Genomic DNA, 26,597 nt, shown 5'->3' with positions numbered 1-26,597 from the left:
GATAAAAGACGTTAGTAATGTCATAGGTTAAGCCCACCATCTAAACTGCACTGCAGTTCAAGGACATTACACAGCAGAATTTGCACCTCACGCCACACTTCATCAAAGTGAGCCATGATTGGGGTCAATGTCAGCCATAGAATAAACAAACCACTGACCATGGTTACAGGAAAACCAATCGAGAAAATATTCAACTGCGGTGAGGCGCGCGTCATAACCCCAAAAGAAAGGTTAATAGTTAAAAGAGCCACAATAGCTGACAGTGACATGGTCAGCGCAGCGCCAAACATATAACCGACAAATTCGGTAAACATACGATAACTTGCGAGGCTTAGACCTTCCATTGATACTGGAATTGAATCAAAACTGGCAACCACCATTTTAATCAGTATTAGATGCCCATCTACGGCCAAAAAAATCATCGTTGTTAGCAAAAGAAAGAAGTTAGCGACGACTGGTGTTTGTTGTCCAGAACCAGGGTCTATCATTGAAGCAAAGCCCAGACTGGTCTGCATACCGATGATTTGTCCAGTTAACACAAACGTCTGCATTAACAGCAGGGTTGAAAACCCCATGGAAACGCCGATGATGATCTGCTGAAAAGTAACAAACACGGCGCTCAAGGAAAATAGCTCAATATCTGGCATTGGCGGTAGCACGGGCACTACTGCAGCAGTGACGGTCAGGGATAACAATAGTCTAACTCGCGATGGAGTGGTATTAGCACCAAATACCGCCATCACCATAAACATGCTAGAGATCCTTGTTAATGGCCACATGTAGCCAGCAATCCCACCCATTATAGTATCAAGTAAGATATTCATAATTTACAGCACAGCGCTTGAATGCTGACGATGTAACACAGGGGGTTCAAACAGTTGCAATAGCATGATTAACCGATAACCTGCGGGATCATATTCACCATTTGTAGAAAAAATTCCATCATCGTTTGTACAAGCAGATGTCCCATCAACATTAAACCTAATAAGGTTGTTAGCAGACGAGGTAGAAAACTCAATGTTTGTTCATTAATCGAAGTCGCAGCCTGAAATACCGCAACAATTAAGCCGACGATGAGTCCAGGCACAATGATCATCGAAACAATAGTGACAATAACCGCTAAGGCTTCTCGAAAAATATCAATCAGTGCTTCAGGAGTCATAAGCTACCTACAACCCAAAACTGTTAGCTAGTGTGCCCATCACTAGGCTCCAACCATCAACGAGCACAAACAGCATGATCTTAAACGGCAAAGAGACAATCATAGGCGATAACATCATCATACCCATAGCCATCAAGATACTGGCGACCACTAAATCTAATACCAAAAATGGTACGAATAGCATAAAGCCGATCTGAAATGCCGTCTTGAGTTCACTGGTGATAAAGGCCGGAATAATCACACTCATCGGCGCATCTTCTGGCTCATTGATATTTTGGTAACCCGAAATCTCGATAAAGGTATCTAAATCGGTTAAACGAGTCTGCGACAACATGAAATCTTTCAGCGGCCCCTTACCTGTATTAAAGGCATCCTGAAGCGGCATTCCCTGCTCAATATAGGGTTTAACCGCCTGATCATATATCTTATCGAATACCGGAGACATAATAAAAAATGTCATGAACATGCTGATACCGATTAAGATTTGATTAGAGGGTGCTTGCTGTAATCCGATTGCTTGGCGCAAAATCGACAAAACCACAATAATACGAGTAAACGAGGTCAACATAATGACAGCGGCAGGGATAAAGCTCAGCGCGGTCATCAGCAGTAAAATCTGCATGGTTACCGAATACTGCGTAGAACCATCAGCCCCCGTAGAGACAGTTACAGCTGGCAAAATTCCTGTTTCAGCTAACACTGTAGGGGATATTAGTGACAGCGCGAGGCCACCAAATAACACAATCCATTTTATCATTGGGATGACTTCGCTTGACGTAAACGACTCGCAAAGGAGTCAGTGGAGATCTCAACGGGTTCGCTAAGCTTATCAACCAAATTAACTTGATGCGGGGTAACCCCAAGTAAATACTGTTGGCCGTCAACCTCTACCAGTACCAGCTTCTCTTTTTGACCTAGAGGCGTAACAGCAAGTGTTTTCAACACTCCTTGGCTGCTGGGTACCAAATTAAGTCGCTTCACCATATAAGCAAGAGCAAAAATTAATAGCAGGACAACAATCAGTCCCCCTACCATACTGGCAAGTGTGGCAACACTTGAAGGCGCCGCTGATTTATCTGCGGCAGCAGCAACCGTGCCAAGACTAGCTAATGCAAGCTGAAAACTCATTGCTAATCCCTTTATTTAAGCTTTTTAATACGCTCAGTCTGGCTGATAACGTCGGTTAAACGAATACCGAATTTGTCGTTAACAACAACCACTTCACCATGGGCGATTAGTGTGCCATTAACCATTACATCGAGTGGTTCACCTGCAACACGGTCTAACTCAACAACTGAGCCCTGGTTTAGTTGCAGCAGATTACGGATATTAATAAAGCTGCGACCCACTTCCATTGAAATGGTGACAGGAATATCCATAATCGCATCAAGTTTTGATGCTTCCTCTTCGCTTAGCGGAGCGGCATCGCTGCTAAATTCGTCTAGTTCTACAGCTTGTGCTTCTTCAATTGCTTGCTCTGCCATTGCTGCAGCCCAGTCATCGCCTGTATCTGTACTCATTTACTTATCACCTTATATATCAGAGCGTTCGCGTGGCTTACCTTTATGGGTAACCAACTGCAGTTCCGACTTAACCGTTTCTGGCCTTTGTATTTGTTCACAAATCTTTAATGCAAGATTCTCTTTAGTTTTCCCCATCTTACAACGATAAGTGGGAAGATCTTCAACTTTCAAAATAATGTGTTCAGGCAACTCAACAGGGATCACATCCCCAGCCTTAAATTCAAGCACATCACGTAATGTCACCTGATGTTCTACAACGGTAGCGTCGATACCAACATCAACATCCATGATCTCGTCTCGCAGTGCCTGTGACCAACGCATATCAGTATCTTGAGTATCACTTTGCACACCCGCATCGAGCAACTCTCGAATAGGTTCAATCATCGAATACGGCATAGTAATATGGAAATCTCCACCGCCACCATCGACTTCAATATGGAATGAACTCACGACCACCACTTCGGTTGGGCTGACAATATTCGCCATTGCTGGGTTTACTTCTGAGTCAAGATAATCAAACTCAACATCCATCACCGGCGCCCAAGCTTCTTTATAATCTTCAAAGATAATTTTAAGCAGCAGTTGCACAATTCTGCGTTCAGTGGGAGTAAATTCTCGTCCCTCAATCTTTGCGTGGAAACGTCCATCACCACCAAAGAAGTTATCTACAAGGATAAAAACTAGCCTTGCTTCCATGGTGATAAGCGCAGTCCCTTTTAACGGACTAAAACGCACCATGTTTAAGCTTGTCGGTACAAAAAGAGTGTGAACATACTCACCGAACTTGAGCATTTGTACGCCGTTAATTGACACTTCAGCCGCACGGCGCATCATGTTAAACATGCTAATTCGCAGGTGGCGAGCAAAACGCTCGTTAACAATCTCCAGCGTTGGCATTCGGCCACGCACAATACGGTCTTGCGAAGAGAAATCATAAGAACGAGCATCAAGCTCACCGTCCTCAATCATGTCCTCTTCGACATCATCTACACCGTGTAGTAGCGCATCAATTTCGTCTTGGCTTAATAAATCACTCACGATATTGCCTTTGCCTATATAAAAACGTTTGGTTTACAAAAAGAGCTGTGCAAATTTACTGCATCACAAAGCCGGTAAATAATACTTTTTCAACGACTTTACGCCCAATAATCGGTTGCAGAGTATTTTGTACATTGAGCAATGCCAAAAGTCGCAGTTCATCTTTGCCAGCTAAAGTACTGAGTTTTTGCACATCCGCACCGCTAAAAGTAGTCAATAACGCATCTTCAATTAATGGGATATGTTTTTTAATCAATACATCATCATCTTTTCCACGCACCATCAGCTGTACTTTAATCTCGACAAGTCGAGTACGGCCATTGCCCGGCAAGTTAAACAGAAACGGTCGTGGCATTGCCGCGTAAAAGGCTTCCCTTTTATCCGATAGATTCTCTTCAGCAACAACTTCCCCATTGCCCGTTTGCTCTGCTGCATCATCGCCACTTAATAGCAACCAGAGTGTTGCTGCGATAATGACGATAAGTACCGCTGCAATGCTGCCAAATAGCACTAACTTCTTCTTACTTTTAGGCTTGTCGCTGACTTCAAGCTCTAATGATTCTTCTTCTGCCATCTGCTTTCCCTAACTGGACCTCTATGCACTTGCTTAACTCGGCCAACATCACAAGTTAAGCTAAGTTTTTAACTGTGCTATAGGTTACCTGCTTATGCGTAATAATCTATACCTGAAGCAGAACTTGTTGCCTGATTTGCGCCAACAATCAGCTCTTCTGCTGAAATTTCATCCATTTCACCGTGACTATTGCCTCGGCTGTCTCTATCACCTTGGAATGATTGGTCGTTACCTCGGTCGCCTTGCGATACTTGGCCATCTGTTAATTGCATACCTTGCTCGGCCAGCATTTCACGTAATCGAGGCATTGCTTGTTCAACGAGATCTCGAGTTTGATGTTGGCTCACTTGGAATTGCACTTGAGTGGTATCACCCTGAACTTGGATCCGCACCATCATACTGCCTAACTCTGCTGGATCGAGTCTGATCTCAGCATGTTGCACGCCTTGACTAACCATCGTCATCAACTGCTGCTTCATTACCGGAGAAAAACGTTGGATCATCTCCTGCATCTGAGAGGCTTGATCAGCATGTTGTTTCAGCGCCAACTGGATCTGCTGCGGTTCAACACGGGTTAAACTCTGCTGAATTTGTAGATTATGAGCTTGCAGGCCTGATACCGTCTTAATATCTTGGGTAGAAAGCTCTTCATTACCGCTAGCAAGGTTTGCTTCCAACCCCATTTGAATCGGGGTCAACCTCACTGACAACTCTGCACCTTTAAGCTGTTCTGCCGCCATAGTATTGGCTGTATTGCTAAGTTTTCCATTACTGTTATTTTCTATATCAGCTCGCTTGGAAACCGCTTCAGCAGTGCTTGTTGCTGCCCCTGCTTGAATGGCTGCTTCTTTGCCGAGAATATCGCGGCTTTCGGCTTTAGTGTTCGGATCGATAGACCGCTGAGTTAACACATCTGCCGCAGGAATATTGCTTGTTTGTTTGGGGCCATTGTTAGTGTTGCTGTTTACTTCAGAGCCATTTGCGTTATCAACTTTATTAGCAGAGGCGTTAAGTCCATCTGCAGAATTTATGGTTGCCATACTTGGAGCCGCTGCGATGGCGTATTGCGCTAGTAGCTTACCGTCGGCATCTAAAATCTTACTTTGTGCTAGCAACGCTTCAAGCTCAGCTTCGGGCATTTCATTTAACGCTTGTTCAGAGAGGCCAGTTTGAAGGCTTAATGCTTGTAAAATCTCATCAGATAATGCGATGGATTCATCAGAGTCACTGTTGTCAGTTGCTTCGCTGCCAGCCTTCAATGTGGCAAGCTCTGCTGCTGTATCATTGTCTAACGGCAAACCTTCGCCGTCAGCGGCAATCATCGAGTCACTTTGAGCATCCACATCTGCGCTAACAGGAAAATTGTTAGCAAGATTAATTTGATCCAACACCTGATTGACATCATCACTGTTGCTTGGCTCTTGATTACTGTTTGCGTCTTTTATGTCGCTTTGTTTTTGCTCACCTGTCGTTGCAGTGGTTAATGCTGCGTTTCCATCTATTTTTTGTTGCTCAGCAGTAGCACCCTCTTTGCTGGCCTTTGCAAGAGCCGCAGAGAAATTATCACCTTCCGCGCTCAGCTCGGGCTTTGCGCTTACCGCTGTTTTTTTAGCACTGGCGGCATCGGCACTACTGAGTAAAATATTGGTCATCTGCTGCATAACTTCTCCGTCAGCGTTCCCATCAAAGCAAAAATAGATCGTTAGGTTGGGTAATTAGCGTCAAAATATCGGCTCAAGCGTCCGCTTAAATTACCTATTATCTAGTTAAAAGCAAATATGATGCCAACAAAGCGGCAGATATTGAACAGCCTGAAACCTACTGTTTTACATTTAGTGTTTTAAATCTAGCGGCGGGATTTACGGTAAAACTGCTGCGAGGCAAACTCATCAACCATTTTCTGTTCTCTGCGTTGTTCAGCAAGCTGGGCTTTCTCAGCTTTATTCGCCAATAGCAGCTCTACAGCTTTACGCTTTTGTTGTTTCTCTTGCCAATGAGTTTGTCGATGTTGTTGTTGGGTGTGTGCTTCTTGGACCGAATTGACTTGCTGCACAATGGCATCATCGACCTGACGCACGAATTGATGAAACTGATGATAGTAACTCGCGCTGATATTTTTACCTTGCTGCTGCTCCATCTGTTTCATGTAATCTAAACGATAATCTTGCAACGCCTTTAACTGGCTTTGTCTGCGCTGTAACTCTAATTGAGCGGCACGCAGTTGCAGTGATGCTTGCTCTTCGGCTTCTTGGGTTAATTTTAGTACGGTAAAAAGTGGGTCAGCTTTAGCCATTTATCTATTACTCATTGATTCTGCTCAATTCTAAACATGACACTGCGCGCCCAATTGGCTCAACATAAGCGTACTACTGTCGAAGGTAATAGCATCTTTCATGGTTTGGCGTAAAAAAGCATTCATAGCGGGTTGCAGGCGAATTGCATTATCAATTCGAGGATCACTTCCCTGCGTATAAGCGCCAATAGAGATCAGATCTTTGTTCTGCTGATAAAGCGAATAAACCTGCTTTACTCGGCGCATCGCCTCTAAGTGCTCTGTCGTTATCACCATAGGTGCGACACGACTAATCGACGCTTCGATATCTATCGCAGGATAATGGCCAGAATCAGCCAGTGAACGAGAAAGGACAATATGCCCGTCAAGGATTGCTCGTGATGCATCGGCAATAGGATCTTGTAAATCGTCGCCCTCTGTCAGTACCGTGTAAAAAGCAGTAATCGAGCCCTGTTTACCACCACCATTGCCAGCTCTTTCCACCAGTTTAGGCAGCTTGGCAAATACTGAAGGCGGATAACCTTTAGTTGCAGGTGGCTCGCCGACGGCCAACGCTATTTCGCGCTGCGCCTGAGCGTAACGGGTTAAACTATCCATCAGTAGCAGTACGCTGTAACCCATGTCGCGAAAGTACTCCGCGATTCGTGTCGATGTTTCACAGGCGCGCAGTCGCATCAATGGCGAGGTATCTGCCGGCGCGGCAACAACGACTGAGCGTGCACGGCCTTCAGGGCCTAAAATCTCTTCAATGAATTCTTTGACTTCGCGGCCACGCTCTCCGACCAGCCCCACTACAATGATGTCGGCGGTAGTGCCTCTGGTCATCATGCCTAACAGCACACTTTTACCAACACCAGAACCTGCAAATAGCCCCATTCGCTGACCTTTACCTACGGTCAACATTGAGTTAATCGCACGCACACCTACATCAAGCGGTTCGCTAATGGCACGTCTTGCTAAAGGGTTTATTGCAGGAGCATGAGTCGGGGCTTTTTGGTCTGTTTGCAGGTTACCTAAGCCATCAATCGGCAGGCCACTACCATCAAGCACTCGACCTAATAATGCCAATCCAACGCTTAAACCTGACTGCTGTCCAAGTGGAGTCACTTTAGCACCAGGTAACACGCCACTTAACTCTTCAATCGGCATTAAATAAAGCAGGTCATCATCAAAACCAATCACTTCTGCGACAAGCTCACCAGACATGGTTTCTATCGAGCAAAGGCTGCCAACTGAAGCACGGCAACCGGTGGCTTCTAGCGTTAAACCCACCACACGAACTAGCTGTCCGCTGGCTTCGGCCACAAAAGGATTCACCTTACTATGGTGCTGCGCAAGTTTACTGCGCAGTCGGTGTTGGCGTGTTGGCATGTTCACCTTCGGCGACTGGGACGGGTTCTTGAGCTTGCTGTTCTTGTTGTGTCTCTATTGCTTGAGTCGAATTAGGCTCTTGCTCGTCAATAGCCACTTGTTTACTCGCTCGTTCACTAAGCAACGTTTGCTGTTGCTGCTCTTTTTTCTGCAATAGATCTTGCTGACTTTTTTCTAACTCAAAAAAGACGTGTTGAATACGGGTATCGACTGTCATATCTATATGGCTGCGCCCGCTGCTGATAATGCAATCACCTGGGGATAAGCTTGGATCGGCTTCAATATCCCAGCGATTTTTTTCTAACTGCGCAGTGCTATAGAGGCCTGAAATCAATGTTTCATCGGCTGGTGTCACTCTGATATTGACTTTTTGCTCTTTAATCGGCAGCGAATCAACACCTTGGCGCAGCGCACTTAATATATGTTCAGGGTGTGTTCTAAGCTCATGGCCGATAACGGCCTTTGCAAGACTCATAGAGGTAGATAGCAACTCTTTCTCAATTTCGGTATCGAGTATGCTCAACGGTTTCTCGAATTGCTCAAGTAATGCCTCAAAACGTTGTAACATCTCCGCAGCAGCTTGGAGACCAGCCTCATGCCCCTGCTCTTTTCCTTGTTCAAAACCTTCGCTATGACCCTGTTCTAACCCTGCCAAACGGCCTTTTTCAAGCCCTTCAGCATGACCGGCCTCTTGCCCTTGAACAAAACCTTCTCGTTCAGCATCGGCGCGGATATCTTCAATCTCGGTCAATGTCGGCGGTAAAATGGCTTCGGCTTCACCATCGTCTTCAATGTCAATAGTAGAGCCATGTCGACCAAACATATTCAATGATGAAGTATCTACTGCTTGGCTAATATCAGGCAGATCCCAGTGACCAAATTCATCGGTGGTATTAACCGTCGCCCCTTTGGGCTCTTTTGGGTCATTCATTATAAGAACTCTTCACCACTGCCACCACCAAGCATCAGCTCACCGCTTTCACTTAGACGACGTGCAATCGATAAGATCTCTTTTTGTGCCACTTCAACTTCACTGATCCTAATCGGCCCCATCGCTTCTAAGTCATCTCGGAGCAATTCTGCTGCGCGTTTAGACATGTTACCAAGGAGCTTCTCTTTGAGTTGATCATCAGTGCCTTTTAGTGCCTTCATCAGTACATCTTGCTGCACTTCTCTAAGCAGCACTTGAATGCCCATGTCATCGACATCACTTAAGTTCTCAAACACGAACATAAGGTCTTGGATCTGTTGCGCCATCTCTTCATCAGACTCTCGCATCGTTTCCATAAGATGGCTTTCGACGCCCGTATCAAGATAGTTCATGATATTTGCTGCCGCTTTAAGACCACCCATCTTAGCCGCTTGTGCGCCGCCTTGACCGGCAAACTGTTTCTCCATGATATCGTTTAGCTCTTGCAGTGCTGCAGGCTGCACTTCCTCAAGGTTAGCGATTCGCATCATGAGATCTAAGCGTGTATTTTCAGGGAATTGAGCAAATATTTCTGCGGCTTGATCCGGCTCCAAATATGACAAAACAATGGTTTGGATCTGCGGATGTTCGTTTTGAATGATAGTCGCTACTTGGCGTGCATCCATCCACTTAAGGGAGTCGAGGCCTTTGGCGCCACTACCCATAATGATCTGTTCAATCAGGTTGCCCGCTTTATCTTCACCTAGCGCAGCAGTCAATGCCTTACGAACGAATTCTTCACTGTTGAAACCGATAGAAGAGTATTTTTGAATATCGTCCAAAAACAGCTTATGCACTCCGATGACCTTTTCTTGGCCAAAATCCTGCATTGCCGCCATCGCCATGCCGACCTTCTGCACCTGTTTGGGCTCTAGGTGTTTCAATATAGAAGCAGCATCACTTTCACTGAGGCTCAACAACAATATGGCTGTTTTTTCAATACCATTTAAATCTTCTGGCTTAAACCCTGGTGCAGGTGCTACTGCTTGCCCCTCTAAGGGAGTATTATTTGTCATCTTCAATTAACCAATTTTTCACGACTTGAGTCGATAGTTCAGGTTCATTCGCGACAATCGCGCGGATGGCTTTAATCATGTCATCGTCTTTATGCAAGTCAGGAATTAGAATCGAGCCGTCATCAGCATAGCTGTATTCAGCTTCTGGGCGCTCTAACATGCCTAATGTATCAGCAGCATATTGGTCTTCTATCTCAGCCAGTTCATCACCCATCTTTGGCTCTTCTGGCAGTTTAGCGCTATCTGGATAGACAATACGCTTTAGCATTGGGCTGATGATAAACATTACTATCGCTAGTGCGACTAAGGTACCTAAGCCTAATTTTACTGCACGCCAAAACCAAGGTTGTTCCCACATTTCTGGTGCTGGCGCGTCTTCTATTAACTGATCCATAAACGGTACTGTGACAACTTCAATCATGTCACCGCGTTGAGTGTTAAAACCAACGGCACCTTCGAGTAAACGACGAATGTTTGCCAACTCTTGCTCAGTGCGAGGGACCCGCGTGACGCTACCATCTTCAGCAGCAGGCGCATTTTTAAAATCGACCGCAACAGAGACACTAACACGCCTTAATGTGCCGATTTGTTGGCGCGTGTGACTGATAGTGGTATCAAGCTCAAAGTTTCGCGTGGCTTCTTTGTGGCTGCTACCATTGCTAACAGACGTTGTTTCTGTACCCACCTCTTGTGGAATATCAGAATTCATCGGAGGCTGATTAGACAGTGCCCCAGGGATCCCGCCAGTGGCACCGCCATTAGAGTTGTTCTCAACGACCATCTCACTGCGCAGTGCCGGTAAGTCGGGGTTATAACGCTTAGCGGTTTGCTCTACGGCTGTAAAGTCCATGCTAACGTCAACTTGCGAGGTAAAGTTTTCTGGCCCTAGAATCGGCATCAAAATTGACTCTACCTTGTTACGGTATTCAGACTCTTTTTGTTGAACGATTTCCAGTTCACGTCGCGCAATGGCTGACACGCCATCTTGGCTACCTGAATTCAATAGGCGACCATTTGAATCAGTGACGGTGACTTTATTTGGCTCTAGATTATGAACCGCGGATGCGACGATATCGACTATCGAATCGACCTCTTCTTGGCCTAGGCCACCACGGCGAGTATTAACAACTACTGTTGCGCTTGGCTTAGAGCGATTACGAGCAAAAACATTCTCTTTTGGCAGCGCTAAGATAACTTTGGCGCGGCTAACACTTTTAAGCTCTTCAATAGCACGAGCAAGGTTCTGTTCCTGGCTGTGTTTAAGGCGGGCTTGCTCCATACGCTGGCTGACGCCAAAACCACTGTCTTTACTTAAGTAGTCATCATTGGCAGCGGCTTGATCTAAACCAGCACGGCTTAGCATCATTTTTACATCTTGATATTTATCTTCAGGCACTTTTACCACATCACCTTGGATCTGGTATTTAATTTTATTTTTATCGAGTTCGTCGAGTACTTGAACCATCTCTTGCGTACTCATTTGCCCCAACGGACGATATTCAGGCTCTTGTGCCCAAATCATCACAAAAACAGCTAATGCTAAGCAGATAGCCAAGGCTAATATCATGGTCACTTGACGTAACATGTCGATATTGCCAATCGATCCCATCACACCTGGCTTATGTTCTTCTTGAACACCACCAGACTGCCCACCGACAGCGACGTTTGAACCTGTACCTACGACCATTTCTGTACTCACAATTGCTACCTGCTGTTAGGGCCTAAACAGGCATACTCATAATGTCTTTATAAGCTTCTACGAGCTTATTTCTTACTTGCACGGTTGCTTCAAAAGCAACGCTCGATTTTTCACGCGCGATAACCGTATCAGATAATGTCACTGTGGTATCGCCCATATCAAGGCGAGTGGCCAAATTAGATGCATTTGACTGAAGTTCGCTCACATTTCCAACAGCTTGAGAGAGAAGTTGACCAAAATCAGCGCCTGAAGTGTTGTTCACTTGGCGGGCAACACTTGTTTGAGTGCCTTGAGTACCGATTTGACCGTTAAGTGACTGCATCTCTTGCAGTAAAGAATTAGCGCCGATTTGCATAACTATCTCCCAATGTCGTTTTCTTGACGAAAATCTTAATTGAACTAGATAAAGCAGAAATCGTGCCAGTTTATAGAAAGGTATTAATAAGGTTTGAAGTAGTGGATTTAGCTTCAGGCCATAACGGCAAAGCAAAGCGACGGCATAAATGCCGACCTACGTTTACAGCAGCGACTCATTATGGAGAAAGCAACAGTAAAAATCTGACACTTTTACTGTTACTGCTCTTTGCTAACAAGACTGAGAACACTCAAATAGCAGACTGCGTATTAGCTAGCCAATGCGTCCTTGTCAGCGCTTAAGCCGGAATTTCAATCCCAGAGTCACGCATTTTTGCCATTTTATAGCGTAAAGTACGCGCGCTGATCCCCAGTTTTTCAGCAACCTCTTTACGACTGCCGTTGCACTGGCTCAGAGTCTCTAAAATGATCACATGTTCTTGCGCTTTAAGTTCATTTCCTAAGCCGTCAAGCTCATTGCTCTTAGTCTCCTCTTCTACCGAGTTAACCTCCGCAGTTAAGGAGATATCGCAAGAATCGATAATAATGTCAGCAATGGTGATTGCATTCCCTACACTCAAAATAAGCGCTCGCTGCACGACATTATCAAGTTCTCGTACGTTACCAGGCCAGCGGTGTGTCAATAGTCGGCGTGAGGCACATTCTGCCAATTCAGGGACTTCCGTTTTGTTCATCGCCGTTGCATGGCGACTAATTAAGTGTCTTGCCAAAGGTAAAATATCAGCTGGACGCTGATTCAGTGCAGGCCATGTGAGCGGAAAGACATTAATTCGATAGTAAAGATCTTCTCTAAATTCGCCAGCCTCAGCCAACGCTTTTAGATCTCGGTTAGAGGTTGCTAGTACCCGCACATTCAATTTAATGGTTTTTCGCCCGCCTAAACGCTCAACTTCACGCTCTTGAAGCACGCGCAATAACTTAGCTTGCAGACCCACTTCCATCTCAGAAATTTCATCCAGCAGTAACGTACCGCCTTGTGCTTGCTCAAACTTTCCGGGGCAAGCTTGATATGCGCCAGTAAACGCCCCTTTCTCGTAGCCAAACAAAGTCGCTTCCAGCATATTTTCTGGAATTGCCGCACAGTTAATTGCTACAAATGGCTCTGTCGCACGCTGGCTGTGTTGGTGTATATAGCGCGCTAATACCTCTTTACCACTACCACTTGGTCCCATGATCATCACCGACGCATCAGATACCGCAACTCGCTGCGCTAAAGATAACAGTGCTAGGCTCTTTTCATCGGCAACCACAGGACTGCCTTCAATAGATTTTGCAGGTAGATAACGCGATACTTGATTAAGCAGTACTTCTGGCGAAAATGGTTTAGCTAAATAATCTACAGCGCCCAATTTCATAGCATTGACGGCGTTATCGATGGTCGCGTAAGCCGTCATCAATAACATTGGTACTTTAGGATGGTGCTGCTGCAGGTAATTGAGTAGCCCAAGGCCACCAATCCCCTCCATTTGGACATCGCTTATCACCATGTCAAAGCGGTCATTTTTAAGCGCTAAAATACCCGCTTCAGCCGACTCGACATCAACGCAATCATATTGTGCCAACATTAAGGTATCTAACAATGCCTCTCTTAATGAGGCATCATCTTCAACTAACAGTAATCTTCCTTCAGACATGCTCTACGCTCCAACCACTGTATCAGTGATAACTTGTGGTTTCGCCAGTGGGAATTTAAGCGCAGCGGTGCAGCCTTTACCAACATGGCAGCTAAACTGCATCATGCCGCCATGGTTATTAACCACTGACTGCACAACCGCTAATCCGAGCCCCGTTCCCTGCGCTTTAGTAGTAAAGAAAGGTTCAAGCACTTGTTGCTGCATGTCGCTATCTAATCCCTTGCCGTTATCAATCACATCAACATGCAACGCGGTTTCGGTGTCGTAGGTCTTTATAGTAATTGTTGTTGCGCCCGCCTCGATACTGTTAACGACCAAGTTGTTGATGGCCGAACTTAAAGCTGAATCATTGGCACGTATAGGCTGAGTGGCATGGTTAATAAATTCGAGCTGACAGCCTTTTTGAGCTGCGATTGGCAGACAGTTATTCAACACACTGTCGATAACCTCTTCGATACTGACGATGACGTCTAACTCCTGTTGACGGCCTTTTGCCATCAACAGCATGTCATTAACTTGGTGTTCGAGCTCATTAAGCCTATCAACTAACTTGCCTTGAAAACGTTGTCTGGCGCTATCTGAAATCTTCGGGCTTGCAAGGTTTGATGCATACAATAATGCGGCGCTCAGAGGCGTACGGACTTGGTGAGCAAGTGTTGCCACCATTTTGCCTAATGCTGATAACCGCTGCAGATGAGACAAGTTTTTTTGCAGTAAACGAGTCTCTGTCAGATCGGTTAATACAATCAGCTGACCAGGCTCAGGCGTTAGCGGCGTTATCGCAAGCTTTACCCGCCGACCATTACGCAGTGACACTTCATGGCCATCATCATCTTTCGGTGAGAAAGCTTGGTTGATCACTTTAAACCAGCGCAGTCCCTCTAACGGTCCACCAAGCAGTTCAATTGCAACTGGATTCGCATCTGTCACAATTCCGTCGCCATTAATGATCACCACACCTGACGGCATCGCCTGCAGAATATGCTCCATACGATTGGACATATTAGCGGCTTGCTGAACATCGACCAGTTGCGGGCGATTGCTAGTAAGCGGATCAAAATTTGGCTGGGGAACTGCGGACATAAAGACTCCGTCAAAAAACTGTATATAGCGGAGTTAAAGCAGGTTTTGTGCCAATAAGCAGGAAAGACAGGAAATCTAGAACAACAAAATCGAGCGCGTTTTAAAATTCAATACTCGAGCCTTTTCTGCTTAGTATCGTTTGAGCTTGAACCGTTCGAACTTTAAAACAAAAAAAGCTGCAACACCTAAGGTGTAGCAGCTTCTATAAAGTATCGATTAGTTTAAAATTAATCTTTTCCTAAACCATACTTACGCATCTTCTCAACCAAAGTAGTACGGCGTATACCGAGCATTTCAGCAGCACGAGCAACAACGCTGTCTTGCTGGTCTAATGCTTGCCTAATCATGTCAATTTCAAGTTCTGCGAGCAGATCTTTTAAATTAACACCTTCAGGTGGTAGTTCACTCGGGAAGCGAGACTCAGGGATATCAATCGGTTCTTCATCATTAAAGATAGAAGCTAGTGCATCACGCTCTAATTGCTCTTCACTGATCTCAACGCAATATTCAGGTACATCAATATGGCGATATTTAATCGGTAAATCGTTAACATCTACCAAGCCACCTGGATACAAAATCGTTAAACGTTCGACTAGATTAGATAACTCCCGAACATTACCAGACCAAGCATGCTCTTTAAGCGACTCTATCGCTCTTTGAGTAAAGCGAACACGTCCACGCCCTTCGTTATAGACACGGCTAACAAGTTCTTGCAGCAGCAATGGAATATCTTCTTTGCGTTCACACAAAGCAGGCATTTCAATTGGGAATACGTTCAGACGGTAGTAGAGGTCTTCTCTAAATTCGCCCTCTTCGATCATGTTTTCAAGATTGCGATGGGTTGCTGCAACCACGCGAACGTCTGCAGCAATAGATTTGCTACCACCTACACGTTCAAACATACGCTCTTGTAGCACGCGCAAAAGCTTAACCTGCATTTGCAGTGGCATATCACCAATTTCATCAAGAAACAGCGTGCCTTTTTCAGCGAGTTCGAAGCGACCTTTACGGGCACTAATCGCGCCAGTGAAAGAGCCTTTTTCATGGCCAAATAGTTCACTCTCAAGTAACTCTGGCGGAATTGCACCACAGTTAACCGGAATAAACGGGCCGTCACGACGCTCTGAAATATAGTGGATATTACGGGCAACAACTTCCTTGCCAGTGCCTGATTGACCCAGTACTAGCACTGTGGCATCGGAGCTGGCAACCTGGCTAATGAGGTGACGCACGTTGGCTACGCCCTCACTGCGCCCCACAAGACTGCGAAACAGTTTCGTTTGATTGGCACTCGTAGGCACATCTGCTCGCTTCACTTGGCCATAAACCTGGCAGAAGTGAAGCAACTCAGTGAGTTGCGGATAATTAAGTGGTTCTTCGATACAGCCAAGAATATTAGACGCTTTAAGGTCTGCAACTTCTCCTAACAGCAAAAATGGCTGCCATGGAAGCGCTCCAGCCAAAGACTGGATAAGTTCTTTAGATTGATTTTCAGCAGGTAAAACAATCGCACGAAAACGCGTTTGCTTAGTATGCAATTCAAGTTTATCGAAACCGATCAACTCGACTTGCTCACCTAAAAATTCAAATACACAAGACAAGCGATTAATTCGCTCTGACTGGTTACCGACAAGTAGAATTCGTTGATCTGTTTGCATCATTCCGAAGGCCGTTAGGCTTATATGTATCAGCGCATTAATTATTAGTGTTGGTTGCTTATTTCAAGCCAGTAGCTTCTCTCAAAGAAATCTTATCAAATTCACTACCAGATTGAATAGTGTATTATCGGCTCGCCATTAGCAAGCCTCTGATGAATATTATGAGAAACCAAAACGTTTTTGCTTAAAAACTCATCAACCACTAATTTTATGATGACAAGTTTTTGACGGGTGCCAAAAAGGAGTGCACTTACACTCCTTTTCTAGCCTCTTTAACAGAGGCACTCTGATTAGCTTTCAGACGATAACTCATGAAGTTCAGTTGGGATAGCATCCCAAGCTTCTTTGATAACACGTAAAATATCTGTTGCGTCATCAATTGCTTGAACATCATTATTAATGTTTGCATCAGAGATTTTTTGCAGCATAAAGTCATACAGTGAACTCAAATTACTCGCTACATCCCCTTCTGCATCCATGTTAAGACTGCTATTGAGTCCAGCAACAATGCTTACAGCTTTGCCTAAACTCACACCTTTAAGTTCAAGGTTATTCTGTTCAATGGCATAACGCCCTTGTGCTAAACGCTCCAAGGCACCAGAGAACATCATTTGAATCACTTTATGGGGTGATGCAACAGCAATACTGCTATCAAGAGAAACTTTACGATATGATTGAAGCGAACCTCTCATAAATACCTACCTATTTGAATCTATTGTTTTATATAAATTAGTTTGGCGTTTCCCTTTACGTATTCCGCGTAATAAGGCTTCGCGATCAGCTAATACTTTTTTGGCTCGATGTTCAAATTCTGTTGTCTTATCTGCCTGTGCTTGCAGGTAGATTCGATCTTCAAATTGATTATCGGTCACTAGCTGACCAATCAAAATTTGACGCGCACTAATCACGTCTTGCAATTTAAGTACCAGAGTGTCAGTTTCGTCTTCTTCAAATTGAATTTTTTCTAGGCTATCGAGCAAGTCTGTCATTGCACAATCAACTGTCGCTAGCTGCTCAACAATATCAGTTGTGGGGATAAGAGGTGTATTCATAGGGTATTCACTTCAATCATTTCTCGTCATGACGACTGGCTTTAATGCTGGATTCGAGTTTGGGCACATTCTTGAGTATGGCGAACCACTTTCATCTAATAAGCAACCGGCCACGTGCGCTTTTGCCACTTCTGTTAAGACATATTATTGGTTTGCATAAATGGCAACAATTAAATCATCCGATAACTGTTAACTCACTGCTATTTTTTTTGTGGAACCACACCTGGCAGTGAGGCTAACCGCTTAGTTAAGTCAGTAGCTTGTGCATTCATTTTCGCAACGACTAAATCCATCGCGTTAAATTGTTTTAATAGCCTAGCTTCGAACGAGGCCATTTTCTGAGTTAATGAGGTTCTACTGTCTGTAATACGTGTAATCTGATTATCTAAGGTTTCATCTCGGCTATCTATTGTTCCGCCTGTTTGGACATATGTTCCCACTAAACCATCAAGTCTTGCAGCAAGACCTGTATCCTCAGTGCTAAACATATCTTTGATTTGCGTCATATCGTTTTCAAGGGCGTTATTGAGAATTTTGCCATCAATTTCTAACGTCCCTTGTTGAGTAGTTTTAACCCCAATATTGGCCAGCATAGTGTTACCATCTTCAGTATCATAGCGACTAGATAACACTCCACGAAGTTGGCTTTGAATACTGCGGATCATTGAATCGCCCTGCAAAATACCCGCTTTCTTGGTATCAGCATCATAACCAGACATTTCTGACATGGTCGACATCAACGCGTTATAAGACTCAACAAATCCTTCTACACTACTTTTAACTTTACTGCTATCAGAAGACACTGTGAGCGTAGTGCTTTTACTCATGTCGGCATCAGTTAAGGTTAAACTAACCCCGGTTATCACGTTTTCAACACTATTACTGTTTGAAGTCACTTTAAGACCGTCGACGTAGAGCACGGCATCTTTAGCTGCACTCAGTTCAGTCATTGTGAAGGTATCCGTGATCCCTGTTCCGCCATCGGTATCGGTTGCGGTCACCGTTATCTGTTTGTCAGTACCAGTTTTATCCGATGTCATCACCAACTGTGGGCCGTTATCACCATTAATTATGGTCGCAGTCACGCCAACGTTATCTTCTGCGTCATTTATTTTTTGCATCACGGATTCAAGGCTATCACCCGCTTCAACTGCCACACTGAATTCTTCACCATCCACAGCAAAAGTTAACGAGCCCTCTCCAAGCGCTGCAGTAGCATCTGTAACAGCTACAGAGCCAAGTTTTTGACTCTCGGCTAACTGTTCAACTTCAATTTTATAACTACCTGCCACCGCATTTTCATCTGCGCTAGCACCAATATAATTGCCATCAGAAAGCTTGGTTTTACGGGCAATAAATGTCTCGGGGTCAGTAAGTTTTTCAAGGCTATCTTGAAATTCAGTTAATGCACTTTTAAGTGCACCCATTGCTGAAATTTCAGCGTTAAGCTTACCTTCATCGGCATCAAACTTAGCGACCTTAGGTGCACTTTCAGCTTTCACGAGCGCTGATACAATGCCATTAATGTCTATTCCAGAACCGATACCAACGGATGTTAAACCCATAATAACCTCAATACTTCAATGCTAAAAAAACCAATACTGCAGACCTGAATCAACAAAACTTACTTTTACCACAAAATGCCAGCTTATACTTCAGTAGACATCAATAGGCCATCCATCTCTGCCATTTTCTCATGCAATTTAATGGCCAACTCTAACGCTTCTTCGTTGGGAATCTGCCTAATGAGTTCACCAGTGTCAATATCTAACACGCTCACCACCTGAGTACCCAGTGAATCATCAACTTTAAAAGTAAGCCCTTTACGGAGCATCGCCATCATATCAGAGAGTTTTGCCGTTACCTCCTCCATCTCCTCTGGCGTTCTAGCTTCCTTTTCCTCTTGCAACTGTTCTTTAACTTGTTCTTCTATTGATTGCTGCTGCACATTAACCGTACTGCCATCTTGCAGTTTATTAACGGTTTCAGTGCTAGCTAACACATTATTCTCTTCTAACTTTTCATTTACATTAAGGCTCTGCACCTTTGGCGTATCTATCCCTACCGGAGTAACAGAGTTGCTGGTTACATTAAGTTCCATTATCACCACTCCTGTTTTTATTATCTATTAATAGTACTGCTATTATTACGATTAAATAATGCTAAAGCTCTAGCTAAAGCCAATAAACTTTAACAAAATATTCAGGAATACTTTGACCCAAACTGGCATTAACAAATAAAAACAACAAAGGGAGAGCCGTTACCGGCTCTCCCTTTTATCAAAAAGCTAAATGATATCAGCTCTTTTTATCAACATAAGGCCAAACCTTACTTCGTCGCTGTTAAAGCTTACAGTAGTGACAATGCAGCTTGTGGCAACTGGTTAGCTTGTGCAAGCATAGCCGAAGACGTTTGCGACAGAATTTGCTGCTTAGTTAGCTCAGCGGTTTCTTTTGCAAAATCGACATCTTGAATACGACCACGAGCATCAGACACGTTAGACTGTACATTGCTTAAGTTGTTGATGGTAAAATTCATACGGTTTTGCACCGCACCTAAATCTGCGCGGTCGCCATCGATACCCGCAATTGCGGCATCAATTACGGCTAGCGCATTTTGAGCGCCATCAGCAGTACCAATATCAACACTGCTAATCGCATTAAGTGATGAACTCACTGTCGTTGCAGACGCACTTTTTAAAATCTCATCAACATGAGTACCAGTCACTGTAAAGTCATCAGATGAAGATAAACTCAGTTCTGCAGCTTTGCTCTGGCTGGCAGCTGCGGTTCCACCACCTAATTTCGCGGTACCTGCAGTTGCTATAATTTCAATACCATTAACATTTTTGGCAGTTATACTAATTTCACCAGTATCTGTATCATGGCTAACATCGTAACCCGCTTTGCCTAAATCAGCAGCCAGTTTTTCTGAATCACCTTTGTAGTCAGCTAAATCGTAACTATCCCTTTTACCATCCTCTGCAACAACTGAGAGTTTACCTACATCTGTTGAACTCATTGCTGATATTGTCGTTGTAACACTTGCTTCAGCTTTAACACCCGCACCAGACGCATTGATGTTCTTAGCAACCGTAGCCGCTCCATCACCGGCAGTAACAGTTACCGATTTACCATTAACATCTAGAGTGTCACCTGTAGTTCCTGGTGTTAATGCTGATGCAGCTTCTACACCAAATTTAGTACCTACACCCGATACTGCATTATTACCAATTTTATTAGCTGCAACATCAGTCAATGAAACTGAAATCGTTTGGTTAGCATCTGAGCCAACTTGAAACTTCTGCGTGCCGTAGCTACCATCGAGTAGTTTTTGGCCACCAAAAGACGTGGTGTCAGCAATACGGGTTAATTCAGTTTGAAGAGAAGAAATCTCTTTTTGCATCGCACTGCGGTCTTCTGCAGAGTTAGAACCGTTAGCTGATTGCAGTGATAAATCACGCATACGCTGCAAGATGTTGGTCGACTCTTGCATCGCACCTTCAGCGGTTTGCGCGATTGATATACCATCATTGGCGTTACGCATTGCAACACCAATACCGTTGATCTGGCTCGTCATACGGTTAGAAATTTGTAGACCCGCTGCATCATCTTTTGCACTATTAATACGTAGACCAGATGCTAAACGCTCCATCGACGTCTTCTGATTGCTCGTAGCGCTGTTTAAATTATTCTGCGCTTTCATTGAGGTGACGTTCGTATTTACTGAAATAGCCATTATTAATTCCCTCTTACCTTGCTTTAGACTGTACTAATTAACAGTACTTATATTAGTGCCTGTCTTTCTAAAGCCAGGCGAATCATGTTGGTTACAGTATATGTAACGGCACGTTATTTTTAAGCTTTAGTATTTATTTTGTGATTTCGCAAAATAAATTTTAAGCCATTAAAAATCAACAACTTAACCCCCCTCTTTTATTAACTAGATATGCTCGAAATACGAAAACAACCAAAACAAACTCAATAGGTTAAACCTAGAAAAGCGCCTGTCGGCCTGAGCCGTATTTGAAAAGTGTGACAAAGATTGCCAACGATGACTCATATATTAAAGAGTTAGAAGCGATAGGAAAAAGAAACTGTTAAGAGGCACTGGCAGTTCGAGAACATTAACAATCAAAGTAAGGCTTATACAAAATAAAAAAGCTTCGATATTACTACCGAAGCTCTATATAATCTCAATTTAAACACGCTGTAGCCACTCTAAGCTACCAACCGCTTATCTTAACCCAGTAATGAAAGCGCCGCTTGTGGCAATTGGTTGGCCTGTGCAAGCATGGCTGAAGAGGTTTGCGATAGAATTTGCTGCTTAGTTAGCTCAGCAGTTTCTTTTGCAAAATCTACATCTTGAATACGACTACGAGCATCCGACACGTTAGTTTGTACGTTACTCAAGTTGTTGATGGTAAAACTCATACGGTTTTGTACCGCACCTAAATCTGCACGTTCACCATCGATACCCGCAATTGCGGCATCAATTACGGCTAGCGCATTTTGAGCACCTTCTGAAGTGCCAACATCTATGCCACTTACGGCATTAAGTGATGAACTCACTGTCGTTGCAGACGCACTTTTTAAAATCTCATCAACATGAGTACCAGTCACTGTAAAGTCATCAGATGAAGATAAACTCAGTTCTGCAGCTTTGCTCTGGCTGGCAGCTGCGGTTCCACCACCTAATTTCGCGGTACCTGCAGTTGCTATAATTTCAATACCATTAACATTTTTGGCAGTTATACTAATTTCACCAGTATCTGTATCATGGCTAACATCGTAACCCGCTTTGCCTAAATCAGCAGCCAGTTTTTCTGAATCACCTTTGTAGTCAGCTAAATCGTAACTATCCCTTTTACCATCCTCTGCAACAACTGAGAGTTTACCTACATCTGTTGAACTCATTGCTGATATTGTCGTTGTAACACTTGCTTCAGCTTTAACACCCGCACCAGACGCATTGATGTTCTTAGCAACCGTAGCCGCTCCATCACCGGCAGTAACAGTTACCGATTTACCATTAACATCTAGAGTGTCACCTGTAGTTCCTGGTGTTAATGCTGATGCAGCTTCTACACCAAATTTAGTACCTACACCCGATACTGCATTATTACCAATTTTATTAGCTGCAACATCAGTCAATGAAACTGAAATCGTTTGGTTAGCATCTGAGCCAACTTGAAACTTCTGCGTGCCGTAGCTACCATCGAGTAGTTTTTGGCCACCAAAAGACGTGGTGTCAGCAATACGGGTTAATTCAGTTTGAAGAGAAGAAATCTCTTTTTGCATCGCACTGCGATCTTCTGCAGAGTTAGAACCGTTAGCTGATTGCAGTGATAAATCACGCATACGCTGCAAGATGTTGGTCGACTCTTGCATCGCGCCTTCAGCAGTTTGCGCAATAGAGATACCGTCATTAGCGTTACGCATGGCGACACCGATACCATTGATTTGGCTAGTCATACGATTAGAGATTTGCAAGCCCGCAGCATCGTCTTTAGCGCTGTTAATGCGCAAACCAGAAGACAAACGCTCCATAGAGGTTTGTTGACTTGAACTTGCCTTGTTCATGTTCGTCTGGGCTTTCATTGATGTGACATTAGTATTAACGCTAATAGCCATGGTGTAATCCTCTTCTTAGTTGGTTTGCCAAGGTTGGTTACTTGGCTAAAATTGTTAATATTTCAATTATCAAACTGAATCTGTATCACTTTTACCGCGGATTACGGTAAAGTGTTTTTTATTTGACTCGTCTACCGTGTAGTCAACTTTATACTTTAACGAATATTAACAAACACTTAACTGTCAATTTTTTATCTTATTAGCTGTATCTAAATATCTCAGGTTTATTAATGCTTTTTTTGTGCCAACATTTAAACCAAATCAAAAATATTCAATATTTTGTTTACCTATTACTTACAAGCCGTATCACTTAGTGCGTGATAAACAGCGAGCTCTTATAAATAGTCAAAAAGCGACATAGAGCCAACCTTACTAAATACGCTAGATACCGCATTAAGCGACATCTGCTGCTTTTCAAATTCAGTTATCGCTTCGGCGTAATCTAAATCTTCGAGCAGTGACAGTGCAGACTGGTTGACCAACTGTTCCTCTTTATGCGTGCTGGTATAGTTTTCTAGACTCTTTAAACTATTACCTGCCACACTGCGGCTGGTTGCCATCTGCTCTTGACCGCTACTTACGTTATTCAATAACTGTGCCATTTCTGCTTGACCTTGCGGAGAATTCAATTTACCACCGTCTTCAAGCAGTGCTATCGCGCTATTTAAGGTATCGAATATGTTTGAATTTTGCTCAGGAGCTAACTCAAAAGTATCACCCACTTCAGGTGTACCTTTCAGCTGCAGCTCAATGCCATCGACCGTTAGAGGTTGAGTCGCATCAAAATTTGGAATTGTGGTTACCGTGCCGGCAGAATCTGTCACATTGACATCAAGCCCTCCCGCCCCATTATCAACAAAGTCAAAGGTATAGTTGCCCGCAACAGGTAAAGTGAGATCCGTTATCTTTGCGCTTTCGACGCTAAAGCTACCTTGTTGGGTTGACGAATAATTGACGCTGTAGTCACCAATGGCATTGGCGGCATTAATAAACACACTATCACCTGGCAAATTACTGCCGACCGTTACGCCCGATGCCACCACGGAATCTCTAACCCCAGAATCACCGCTGTAATCTATCTTGCCGCTGTTATTAAAAGCAAAAGGCTCTGAATTGGTTTTAAATCCTGCAAATAAACTATTACCTGACTCATCCTTACTATTGGCAATGGACAGCAGTTCTTCTAAGCTGCCGCGCATCTCATCGGCAATTGTTTGCCGATCGGCATCAGTGAGTGTGCCGTTTACTGAACGCAGCATCTGTTCACGCATGCTCTCTACAACATTTTCAGCATTGCCAATTTTACTTTCGCTTACCGCTAAGCGATTTGAAGCGTAATCAATGTTCTTTAAAAACTGATCGACCACAGCGCCTTGTTGTTTAAGGTTATCAATGCCGATAGCAGCAACGGGATCATCACCTGCTGTGTTGACCTTTTTCCCGGTGGCTAACTGCTCCAGGATTTTGCTAGTCGCTGACTGGCTTTTCATCACGTTAGTCGTGGTTTGGTTAAACATTTGCGCCGTTGAGATTCTCATGCAGTTTTCCTTTCTCTACTCTTTAATGCCGAATTAGCGTAGTGAGCTAAATAAGGTATTAAAAATTTCCGTCGCGGTGGTCATGATCCGCGCCGACGCTTGATAAGATTGTTGAAAGCGCATCAAATTTGCCGCTTCTTCATCTAGGTTAACCCCAGATACACTTTGCACTCGGGTATAAGCCTGATTGTAAATAGCACCTGCTGAGCCCACTGCAATTTCAGCAGACTTTGTTTTGCCGCCAATATCGAGTTTGGTATTTTCAAATACGTCAGTCAGAGTTGTGCTACCACCATTCATGATTTTACTTTCGTTTAGCTTCGCCATATTCACTAAGTTGCTGTTGTCACCTTCGGCAAATGACAGGTCAAAAGTAAACTGTTCTTTGGTGGTTGCGGTGGAATCAACTTCAAAAGTGAAACCGTTAGCGGTTATGCTTGGTGGCGTATATGGCGCTGCAGGGCCTAAAGATGTGCCTTGAGCGTCGAACACTTCAAAAGTAGGGGGCACGGCCGATGGGTCAATTTCGAAAGTTAGCTCAGAACCTGTCGTTGGAAAGCCTGCAGCATTACGATTGTCGATGCTGACAAGATTGATACTGGTATTACCCGAGTTTGCCTCGTCCGCGGTAATTTTTGGTGCTGCAGCGGCAATGCCTTTGCCATCAGTCATGGTAACGGATAATGCCGTTGCAGCACTTGATGTTGGGCGGATCTCAAACTTGTCACCCGAGAGCATCGCGCCGCCTGTAATATCAATGCTAAAGCCGTTTGCACCTTCCAGCGTAGAGCCATTGAGTATTAATGGTGTAACGTTGCCACTTTGTGCATCTTTAAGCGCATAAGTTGATGGCGCGGTAAAACTAAGCTCATAACTATTACCTGTTAGCGAACCAACATCATCGATATTGACGGCTAGGTTTGCATTGCCGGTATTAGTTGATAATGCCCCGACTCTGCCTAACTGCATTGATGGATCATTAATATCGGTGAAGATATTGCTTCCCACTTGACCGTTAAGATCAAAACCTTGAGATTGCGCTTGGTTAAATGCATCGGCAACGCCTAAAGCAAACTGACCAAGCTCAAGCTGTGCTGGCATCAGAGTATCATCTCGATAGTTAACCAGAGCGCCGAGCTGACCACCAATTTTTGACCCATCAACCACTAAGCTTTTACTTCCAGATGATGCGGTTATCTGTAACTCGTTTGCATGTGGGTCGCCGGGTTTTGTACCAACTTGCATTGACACTTCACCAGAGACCAGCATGATTGAGCCGCCCAACATAACACTTTTGGATCCAGACTCCAGTGGTACCACATTAACCTCAGCATATTCGCTCAGCTCAAGGATCAGCGCATCTTGCTTATCCAGTAGCTGCATATCTTGCCCTTGAGACTTCATTAGCTCACGGTTGATATTGCCAAGTTCATTACTGATCTCATTAATACGGTCGGTGACAGCTGAGATTTGGTCGTTGGTTTGATTCATCTGACCATCTAGATGCTGCTGCATTTGGTTGACATTGTTCGCCAATTGGTTGGCATTGGTCAGCAGTGAATCACGCAGACCTAGATCATCAGGAATATCAGATAGGCTATTAATACCTGAGAAAAAATCGTTAAGTGATGCAGGCACAGCCTTGCCTATTTGTGAGAAAAGCTGGTCGAGTTCTGACATTTTACTGTAGCTAGTCTGTGCTTCGCTCGCCGCTGTCGTACCAATACGCAGTTCTCGTGTCGCATAATCGTTATAGACTCGCTTAACGTCAGAGACATAAGTCCCTGCTCCAAAAAAGCTATTTCCCAATCGCTGAGATTCTAAACTCGATTGTGAAACTACCTGGCGGTTGTAGCCTTCAGTATTGGCATTGGCAATATTATTACTGGTAATCGCCAGTTGCGATTGTGACGCTAGCACTCCGGTGCGAGCAATACTAAGCAAGTCCATTGACATTAGTGACAACTCCCCATTACAA

At 44.2% G+C, this 26,597-nt stretch carries 25 protein-coding genes; all 25 read right to left on the bottom strand.

Annotation, left to right across the window (positions count from 1 at the left end; all coding sequences use genetic code 11):
- Positions 1–20: 20 nt before the first annotated feature.
- The 25 genes from fliR to flgK all read right to left on the bottom strand — a co-directional run bounded on the left by fliR (position 21) and on the right by flgK (position 26,575).
- The gene (gene fliR / locus K5R16_RS12705; RefSeq protein WP_220737934.1) at positions 21–824 is read right to left on the bottom strand and encodes a flagellar biosynthetic protein FliR; all 804 of its coding nucleotides are present in this window, start codon (positions 822–824) and stop codon (positions 21–23) included.
- A 68-nt stretch (positions 825–892) separates the two neighbouring features.
- On the bottom strand, positions 893–1,162 hold the full coding sequence (locus tag K5R16_RS12700; RefSeq protein WP_220737933.1) for a flagellar biosynthetic protein FliQ: 270 nt from the start codon (positions 1,160–1,162) through the stop codon (positions 893–895).
- 7 nt (positions 1,163–1,169) lie between these two features.
- Positions 1,170–1,919 (bottom strand): flagellar type III secretion system pore protein FliP, encoded by a 750-nt coding sequence (gene fliP / locus K5R16_RS12695; protein ID WP_220737932.1) that lies wholly within the window; start codon positions 1,917–1,919, stop codon positions 1,170–1,172.
- Positions 1,916–2,290: a flagellar biosynthetic protein FliO gene (gene fliO, locus K5R16_RS12690; protein WP_220737931.1), complete on the bottom strand. Its 375-nt coding sequence runs from the start codon at positions 2,288–2,290 to the stop codon at positions 1,916–1,918. The genes fliP and fliO overlap by 4 nt, the downstream gene beginning before the upstream one ends.
- Before the next feature lie 11 nt (positions 2,291–2,301).
- Positions 2,302–2,682 (bottom strand): flagellar motor switch protein FliN, encoded by a 381-nt coding sequence (fliN, locus tag K5R16_RS12685; protein WP_020911691.1) that lies wholly within the window; start codon positions 2,680–2,682, stop codon positions 2,302–2,304.
- Positions 2,683–2,694: 12 nt separating this feature from the next.
- Positions 2,695–3,723 carry a flagellar motor switch protein FliM gene (gene fliM / locus K5R16_RS12680; protein WP_220737930.1) on the bottom strand — a complete coding sequence of 343 codons (1,029 nt, stop codon included), beginning with the start codon at positions 3,721–3,723 and terminating at the stop codon, positions 2,695–2,697.
- Between the two features lie 55 nt (positions 3,724–3,778).
- Positions 3,779–4,297 carry a flagellar basal body-associated protein FliL gene (fliL, locus tag K5R16_RS12675; RefSeq protein WP_220737929.1) on the bottom strand — a complete coding sequence of 173 codons (519 nt, stop codon included), beginning with the start codon at positions 4,295–4,297 and terminating at the stop codon, positions 3,779–3,781.
- 92 nt (positions 4,298–4,389) lie between these two features.
- The gene (locus K5R16_RS12670; protein ID WP_220737928.1) at positions 4,390–5,958 is read right to left on the bottom strand and encodes a flagellar hook-length control protein FliK; all 1,569 of its coding nucleotides are present in this window, start codon (positions 5,956–5,958) and stop codon (positions 4,390–4,392) included.
- A 185-nt stretch (positions 5,959–6,143) separates the two neighbouring features.
- The gene (gene fliJ / locus K5R16_RS12665; protein ID WP_220737927.1) at positions 6,144–6,590 is read right to left on the bottom strand and encodes a flagellar export protein FliJ; all 447 of its coding nucleotides are present in this window, start codon (positions 6,588–6,590) and stop codon (positions 6,144–6,146) included.
- Between the two features lie 30 nt (positions 6,591–6,620).
- The gene (gene fliI, locus K5R16_RS12660; protein ID WP_220737926.1) at positions 6,621–7,961 is read right to left on the bottom strand and encodes a flagellar protein export ATPase FliI; all 1,341 of its coding nucleotides are present in this window, start codon (positions 7,959–7,961) and stop codon (positions 6,621–6,623) included.
- Positions 7,930–8,892, bottom strand: coding sequence for a flagellar assembly protein FliH (gene fliH, locus K5R16_RS12655; protein WP_220737925.1), 963 nt, complete (start codon positions 8,890–8,892; stop codon positions 7,930–7,932). The genes fliI and fliH overlap by 32 nt, the downstream gene beginning before the upstream one ends.
- Complete coding sequence (fliG, locus tag K5R16_RS12650; RefSeq protein WP_220737924.1) at positions 8,892–9,947, bottom strand: flagellar motor switch protein FliG; 1,056 nt, start codon at positions 9,945–9,947, stop codon at positions 8,892–8,894. Before fliG ends, fliH begins: the two co-directional genes overlap by 1 nt.
- Positions 9,937–11,634 carry a flagellar basal-body MS-ring/collar protein FliF gene (gene fliF, locus K5R16_RS12645; protein ID WP_220737965.1) on the bottom strand — a complete coding sequence of 566 codons (1,698 nt, stop codon included), beginning with the start codon at positions 11,632–11,634 and terminating at the stop codon, positions 9,937–9,939. Before fliF ends, fliG begins: the two co-directional genes overlap by 11 nt.
- Positions 11,635–11,668: 34 nt before the next feature.
- A complete protein-coding gene (gene fliE, locus K5R16_RS12640) occupies positions 11,669–12,001 on the bottom strand; it encodes a flagellar hook-basal body complex protein FliE (protein WP_220737923.1) in 333 nt (110 codons plus the stop codon).
- Positions 12,002–12,299: 298 nt separating this feature from the next.
- Positions 12,300–13,655: a sigma-54 dependent transcriptional regulator gene (locus K5R16_RS12635; RefSeq protein ID WP_220737922.1), complete on the bottom strand. Its 1,356-nt coding sequence runs from the start codon at positions 13,653–13,655 to the stop codon at positions 12,300–12,302.
- Between the two features lie 3 nt (positions 13,656–13,658).
- The gene (locus K5R16_RS12630; RefSeq protein WP_220737921.1) at positions 13,659–14,738 is read right to left on the bottom strand and encodes a PAS domain-containing sensor histidine kinase; all 1,080 of its coding nucleotides are present in this window, start codon (positions 14,736–14,738) and stop codon (positions 13,659–13,661) included.
- Positions 14,739–14,965: 227 nt separating this feature from the next.
- Positions 14,966–16,399, bottom strand: coding sequence for a sigma-54-dependent Fis family transcriptional regulator (locus K5R16_RS12625; RefSeq protein ID WP_308440822.1), 1,434 nt, complete (start codon positions 16,397–16,399; stop codon positions 14,966–14,968).
- A gap of 287 nt (positions 16,400–16,686) precedes the next feature.
- Positions 16,687–17,088 (bottom strand): flagellar export chaperone FliS, encoded by a 402-nt coding sequence (gene fliS, locus K5R16_RS12620; RefSeq protein ID WP_220737920.1) that lies wholly within the window; start codon positions 17,086–17,088, stop codon positions 16,687–16,689.
- A gap of 6 nt (positions 17,089–17,094) precedes the next feature.
- A complete protein-coding gene (locus K5R16_RS12615) occupies positions 17,095–17,448 on the bottom strand; it encodes a flagella biosynthesis chaperone for FliD, FliT (RefSeq protein ID WP_220737919.1) in 354 nt (117 codons plus the stop codon).
- 200 nt (positions 17,449–17,648) lie between these two features.
- Complete coding sequence (fliD, locus tag K5R16_RS12610; protein ID WP_220737918.1) at positions 17,649–19,013, bottom strand: flagellar filament capping protein FliD; 1,365 nt, start codon at positions 19,011–19,013, stop codon at positions 17,649–17,651.
- An 83-nt stretch (positions 19,014–19,096) separates the two neighbouring features.
- Positions 19,097–19,549, bottom strand: coding sequence for a flagellar protein FlaG (locus tag K5R16_RS12605; protein WP_220737917.1), 453 nt, complete (start codon positions 19,547–19,549; stop codon positions 19,097–19,099).
- A 248-nt stretch (positions 19,550–19,797) separates the two neighbouring features.
- Complete coding sequence (locus K5R16_RS12600) at positions 19,798–21,186, bottom strand: flagellin (protein WP_220737916.1); 1,389 nt, start codon at positions 21,184–21,186, stop codon at positions 19,798–19,800.
- Positions 21,187–21,689: 503 nt separating this feature from the next.
- Positions 21,690–23,081 carry a flagellin gene (locus K5R16_RS12595; protein WP_220737915.1) on the bottom strand — a complete coding sequence of 464 codons (1,392 nt, stop codon included), beginning with the start codon at positions 23,079–23,081 and terminating at the stop codon, positions 21,690–21,692.
- A gap of 335 nt (positions 23,082–23,416) precedes the next feature.
- Positions 23,417–24,619 (bottom strand): flagellar hook-associated protein FlgL, encoded by a 1,203-nt coding sequence (flgL, locus tag K5R16_RS12590; protein ID WP_220737914.1) that lies wholly within the window; start codon positions 24,617–24,619, stop codon positions 23,417–23,419.
- Positions 24,620–24,652: 33 nt separating this feature from the next.
- Entirely contained in the window at positions 24,653–26,575 is a 1,923-nt protein-coding gene (gene flgK, locus K5R16_RS12585) for a flagellar hook-associated protein FlgK (RefSeq protein ID WP_220737913.1), read from the bottom strand.
- Positions 26,576–26,597: the final 22 nt, after the last annotated feature.

This window comes from Shewanella sp. c952 (assembly GCF_019654975.1).
Lineage (GTDB): Bacteria > Pseudomonadota > Gammaproteobacteria > Enterobacterales > Shewanellaceae > Shewanella.
The sequence above is the reverse complement of the archived record's forward strand: the minus strand, read 5'-3'. Positions and strand labels throughout refer to the sequence as shown.

Coding starts and splice junctions, on each gene's coding strand:
- fliR (WP_220737934.1), bottom strand. CDS start 824: ATGAATATCTTACTTGATACTATAATGGGTGGGATTGCTGGCTACATG.
- K5R16_RS12700 (WP_220737933.1), bottom strand. CDS start 1,162: ATGACTCCTGAAGCACTGATTGATATTTTTCGAGAAGCCTTAGCGGTT.
- fliP (WP_220737932.1), bottom strand. CDS start 1,919: ATGATAAAATGGATTGTGTTATTTGGTGGCCTCGCGCTGTCACTAATA.
- fliO (WP_220737931.1), bottom strand. CDS start 2,290: ATGAGTTTTCAGCTTGCATTAGCTAGTCTTGGCACGGTTGCTGCTGCC.
- fliN (WP_020911691.1), bottom strand. CDS start 2,682: ATGAGTACAGATACAGGCGATGACTGGGCTGCAGCAATGGCAGAGCAA.
- fliL (WP_220737929.1), bottom strand. CDS start 4,297: ATGGCAGAAGAAGAATCATTAGAGCTTGAAGTCAGCGACAAGCCTAAA.
- K5R16_RS12670 (WP_220737928.1), bottom strand. CDS start 5,958: ATGCAGCAGATGACCAATATTTTACTCAGTAGTGCCGATGCCGCCAGT.
- fliJ (WP_220737927.1), bottom strand. CDS start 6,590: ATGGCTAAAGCTGACCCACTTTTTACCGTACTAAAATTAACCCAAGAA.
- fliI (WP_220737926.1), bottom strand. CDS start 7,961: ATGCCAACACGCCAACACCGACTGCGCAGTAAACTTGCGCAGCACCAT.
- fliH (WP_220737925.1), bottom strand. CDS start 8,892: ATGAATGACCCAAAAGAGCCCAAAGGGGCGACGGTTAATACCACCGAT.
- fliG (WP_220737924.1), bottom strand. CDS start 9,947: ATGACAAATAATACTCCCTTAGAGGGGCAAGCAGTAGCACCTGCACCA.
- fliF (WP_220737965.1), bottom strand. CDS start 11,634: ATGGTCGTAGGTACAGGTTCAAACGTCGCTGTCGGTGGGCAGTCTGGT.
- fliE (WP_220737923.1), bottom strand. CDS start 12,001: ATGCAAATCGGCGCTAATTCTTTACTGCAAGAGATGCAGTCACTTAAC.
- K5R16_RS12635 (WP_220737922.1), bottom strand. CDS start 13,655: ATGTCTGAAGGAAGATTACTGTTAGTTGAAGATGATGCCTCATTAAGA.
- K5R16_RS12630 (WP_220737921.1), bottom strand. CDS start 14,738: ATGTCCGCAGTTCCCCAGCCAAATTTTGATCCGCTTACTAGCAATCGC.
- K5R16_RS12625 (WP_308440822.1), bottom strand. CDS start 16,399: ATGATGCAAACAGATCAACGAATTCTACTTGTCGGTAACCAGTCAGAG.
- fliS (WP_220737920.1), bottom strand. CDS start 17,088: ATGAGAGGTTCGCTTCAATCATATCGTAAAGTTTCTCTTGATAGCAGT.
- K5R16_RS12615 (WP_220737919.1), bottom strand. CDS start 17,448: ATGAATACACCTCTTATCCCCACAACTGATATTGTTGAGCAGCTAGCG.
- fliD (WP_220737918.1), bottom strand. CDS start 19,013: ATGGGTTTAACATCCGTTGGTATCGGTTCTGGAATAGACATTAATGGC.
- K5R16_RS12605 (WP_220737917.1), bottom strand. CDS start 19,549: ATGGAACTTAATGTAACCAGCAACTCTGTTACTCCGGTAGGGATAGAT.
- K5R16_RS12600 (WP_220737916.1), bottom strand. CDS start 21,186: ATGGCTATTTCAGTAAATACGAACGTCACCTCAATGAAAGCGCAGAAT.
- K5R16_RS12595 (WP_220737915.1), bottom strand. CDS start 23,081: ATGGCTATTAGCGTTAATACTAATGTCACATCAATGAAAGCCCAGACG.
- flgL (WP_220737914.1), bottom strand. CDS start 24,619: ATGAGAATCTCAACGGCGCAAATGTTTAACCAAACCACGACTAACGTG.
- flgK (WP_220737913.1), bottom strand. CDS start 26,575: ATGTCAATGGACTTGCTTAGTATTGCTCGCACCGGAGTGCTAGCGTCA.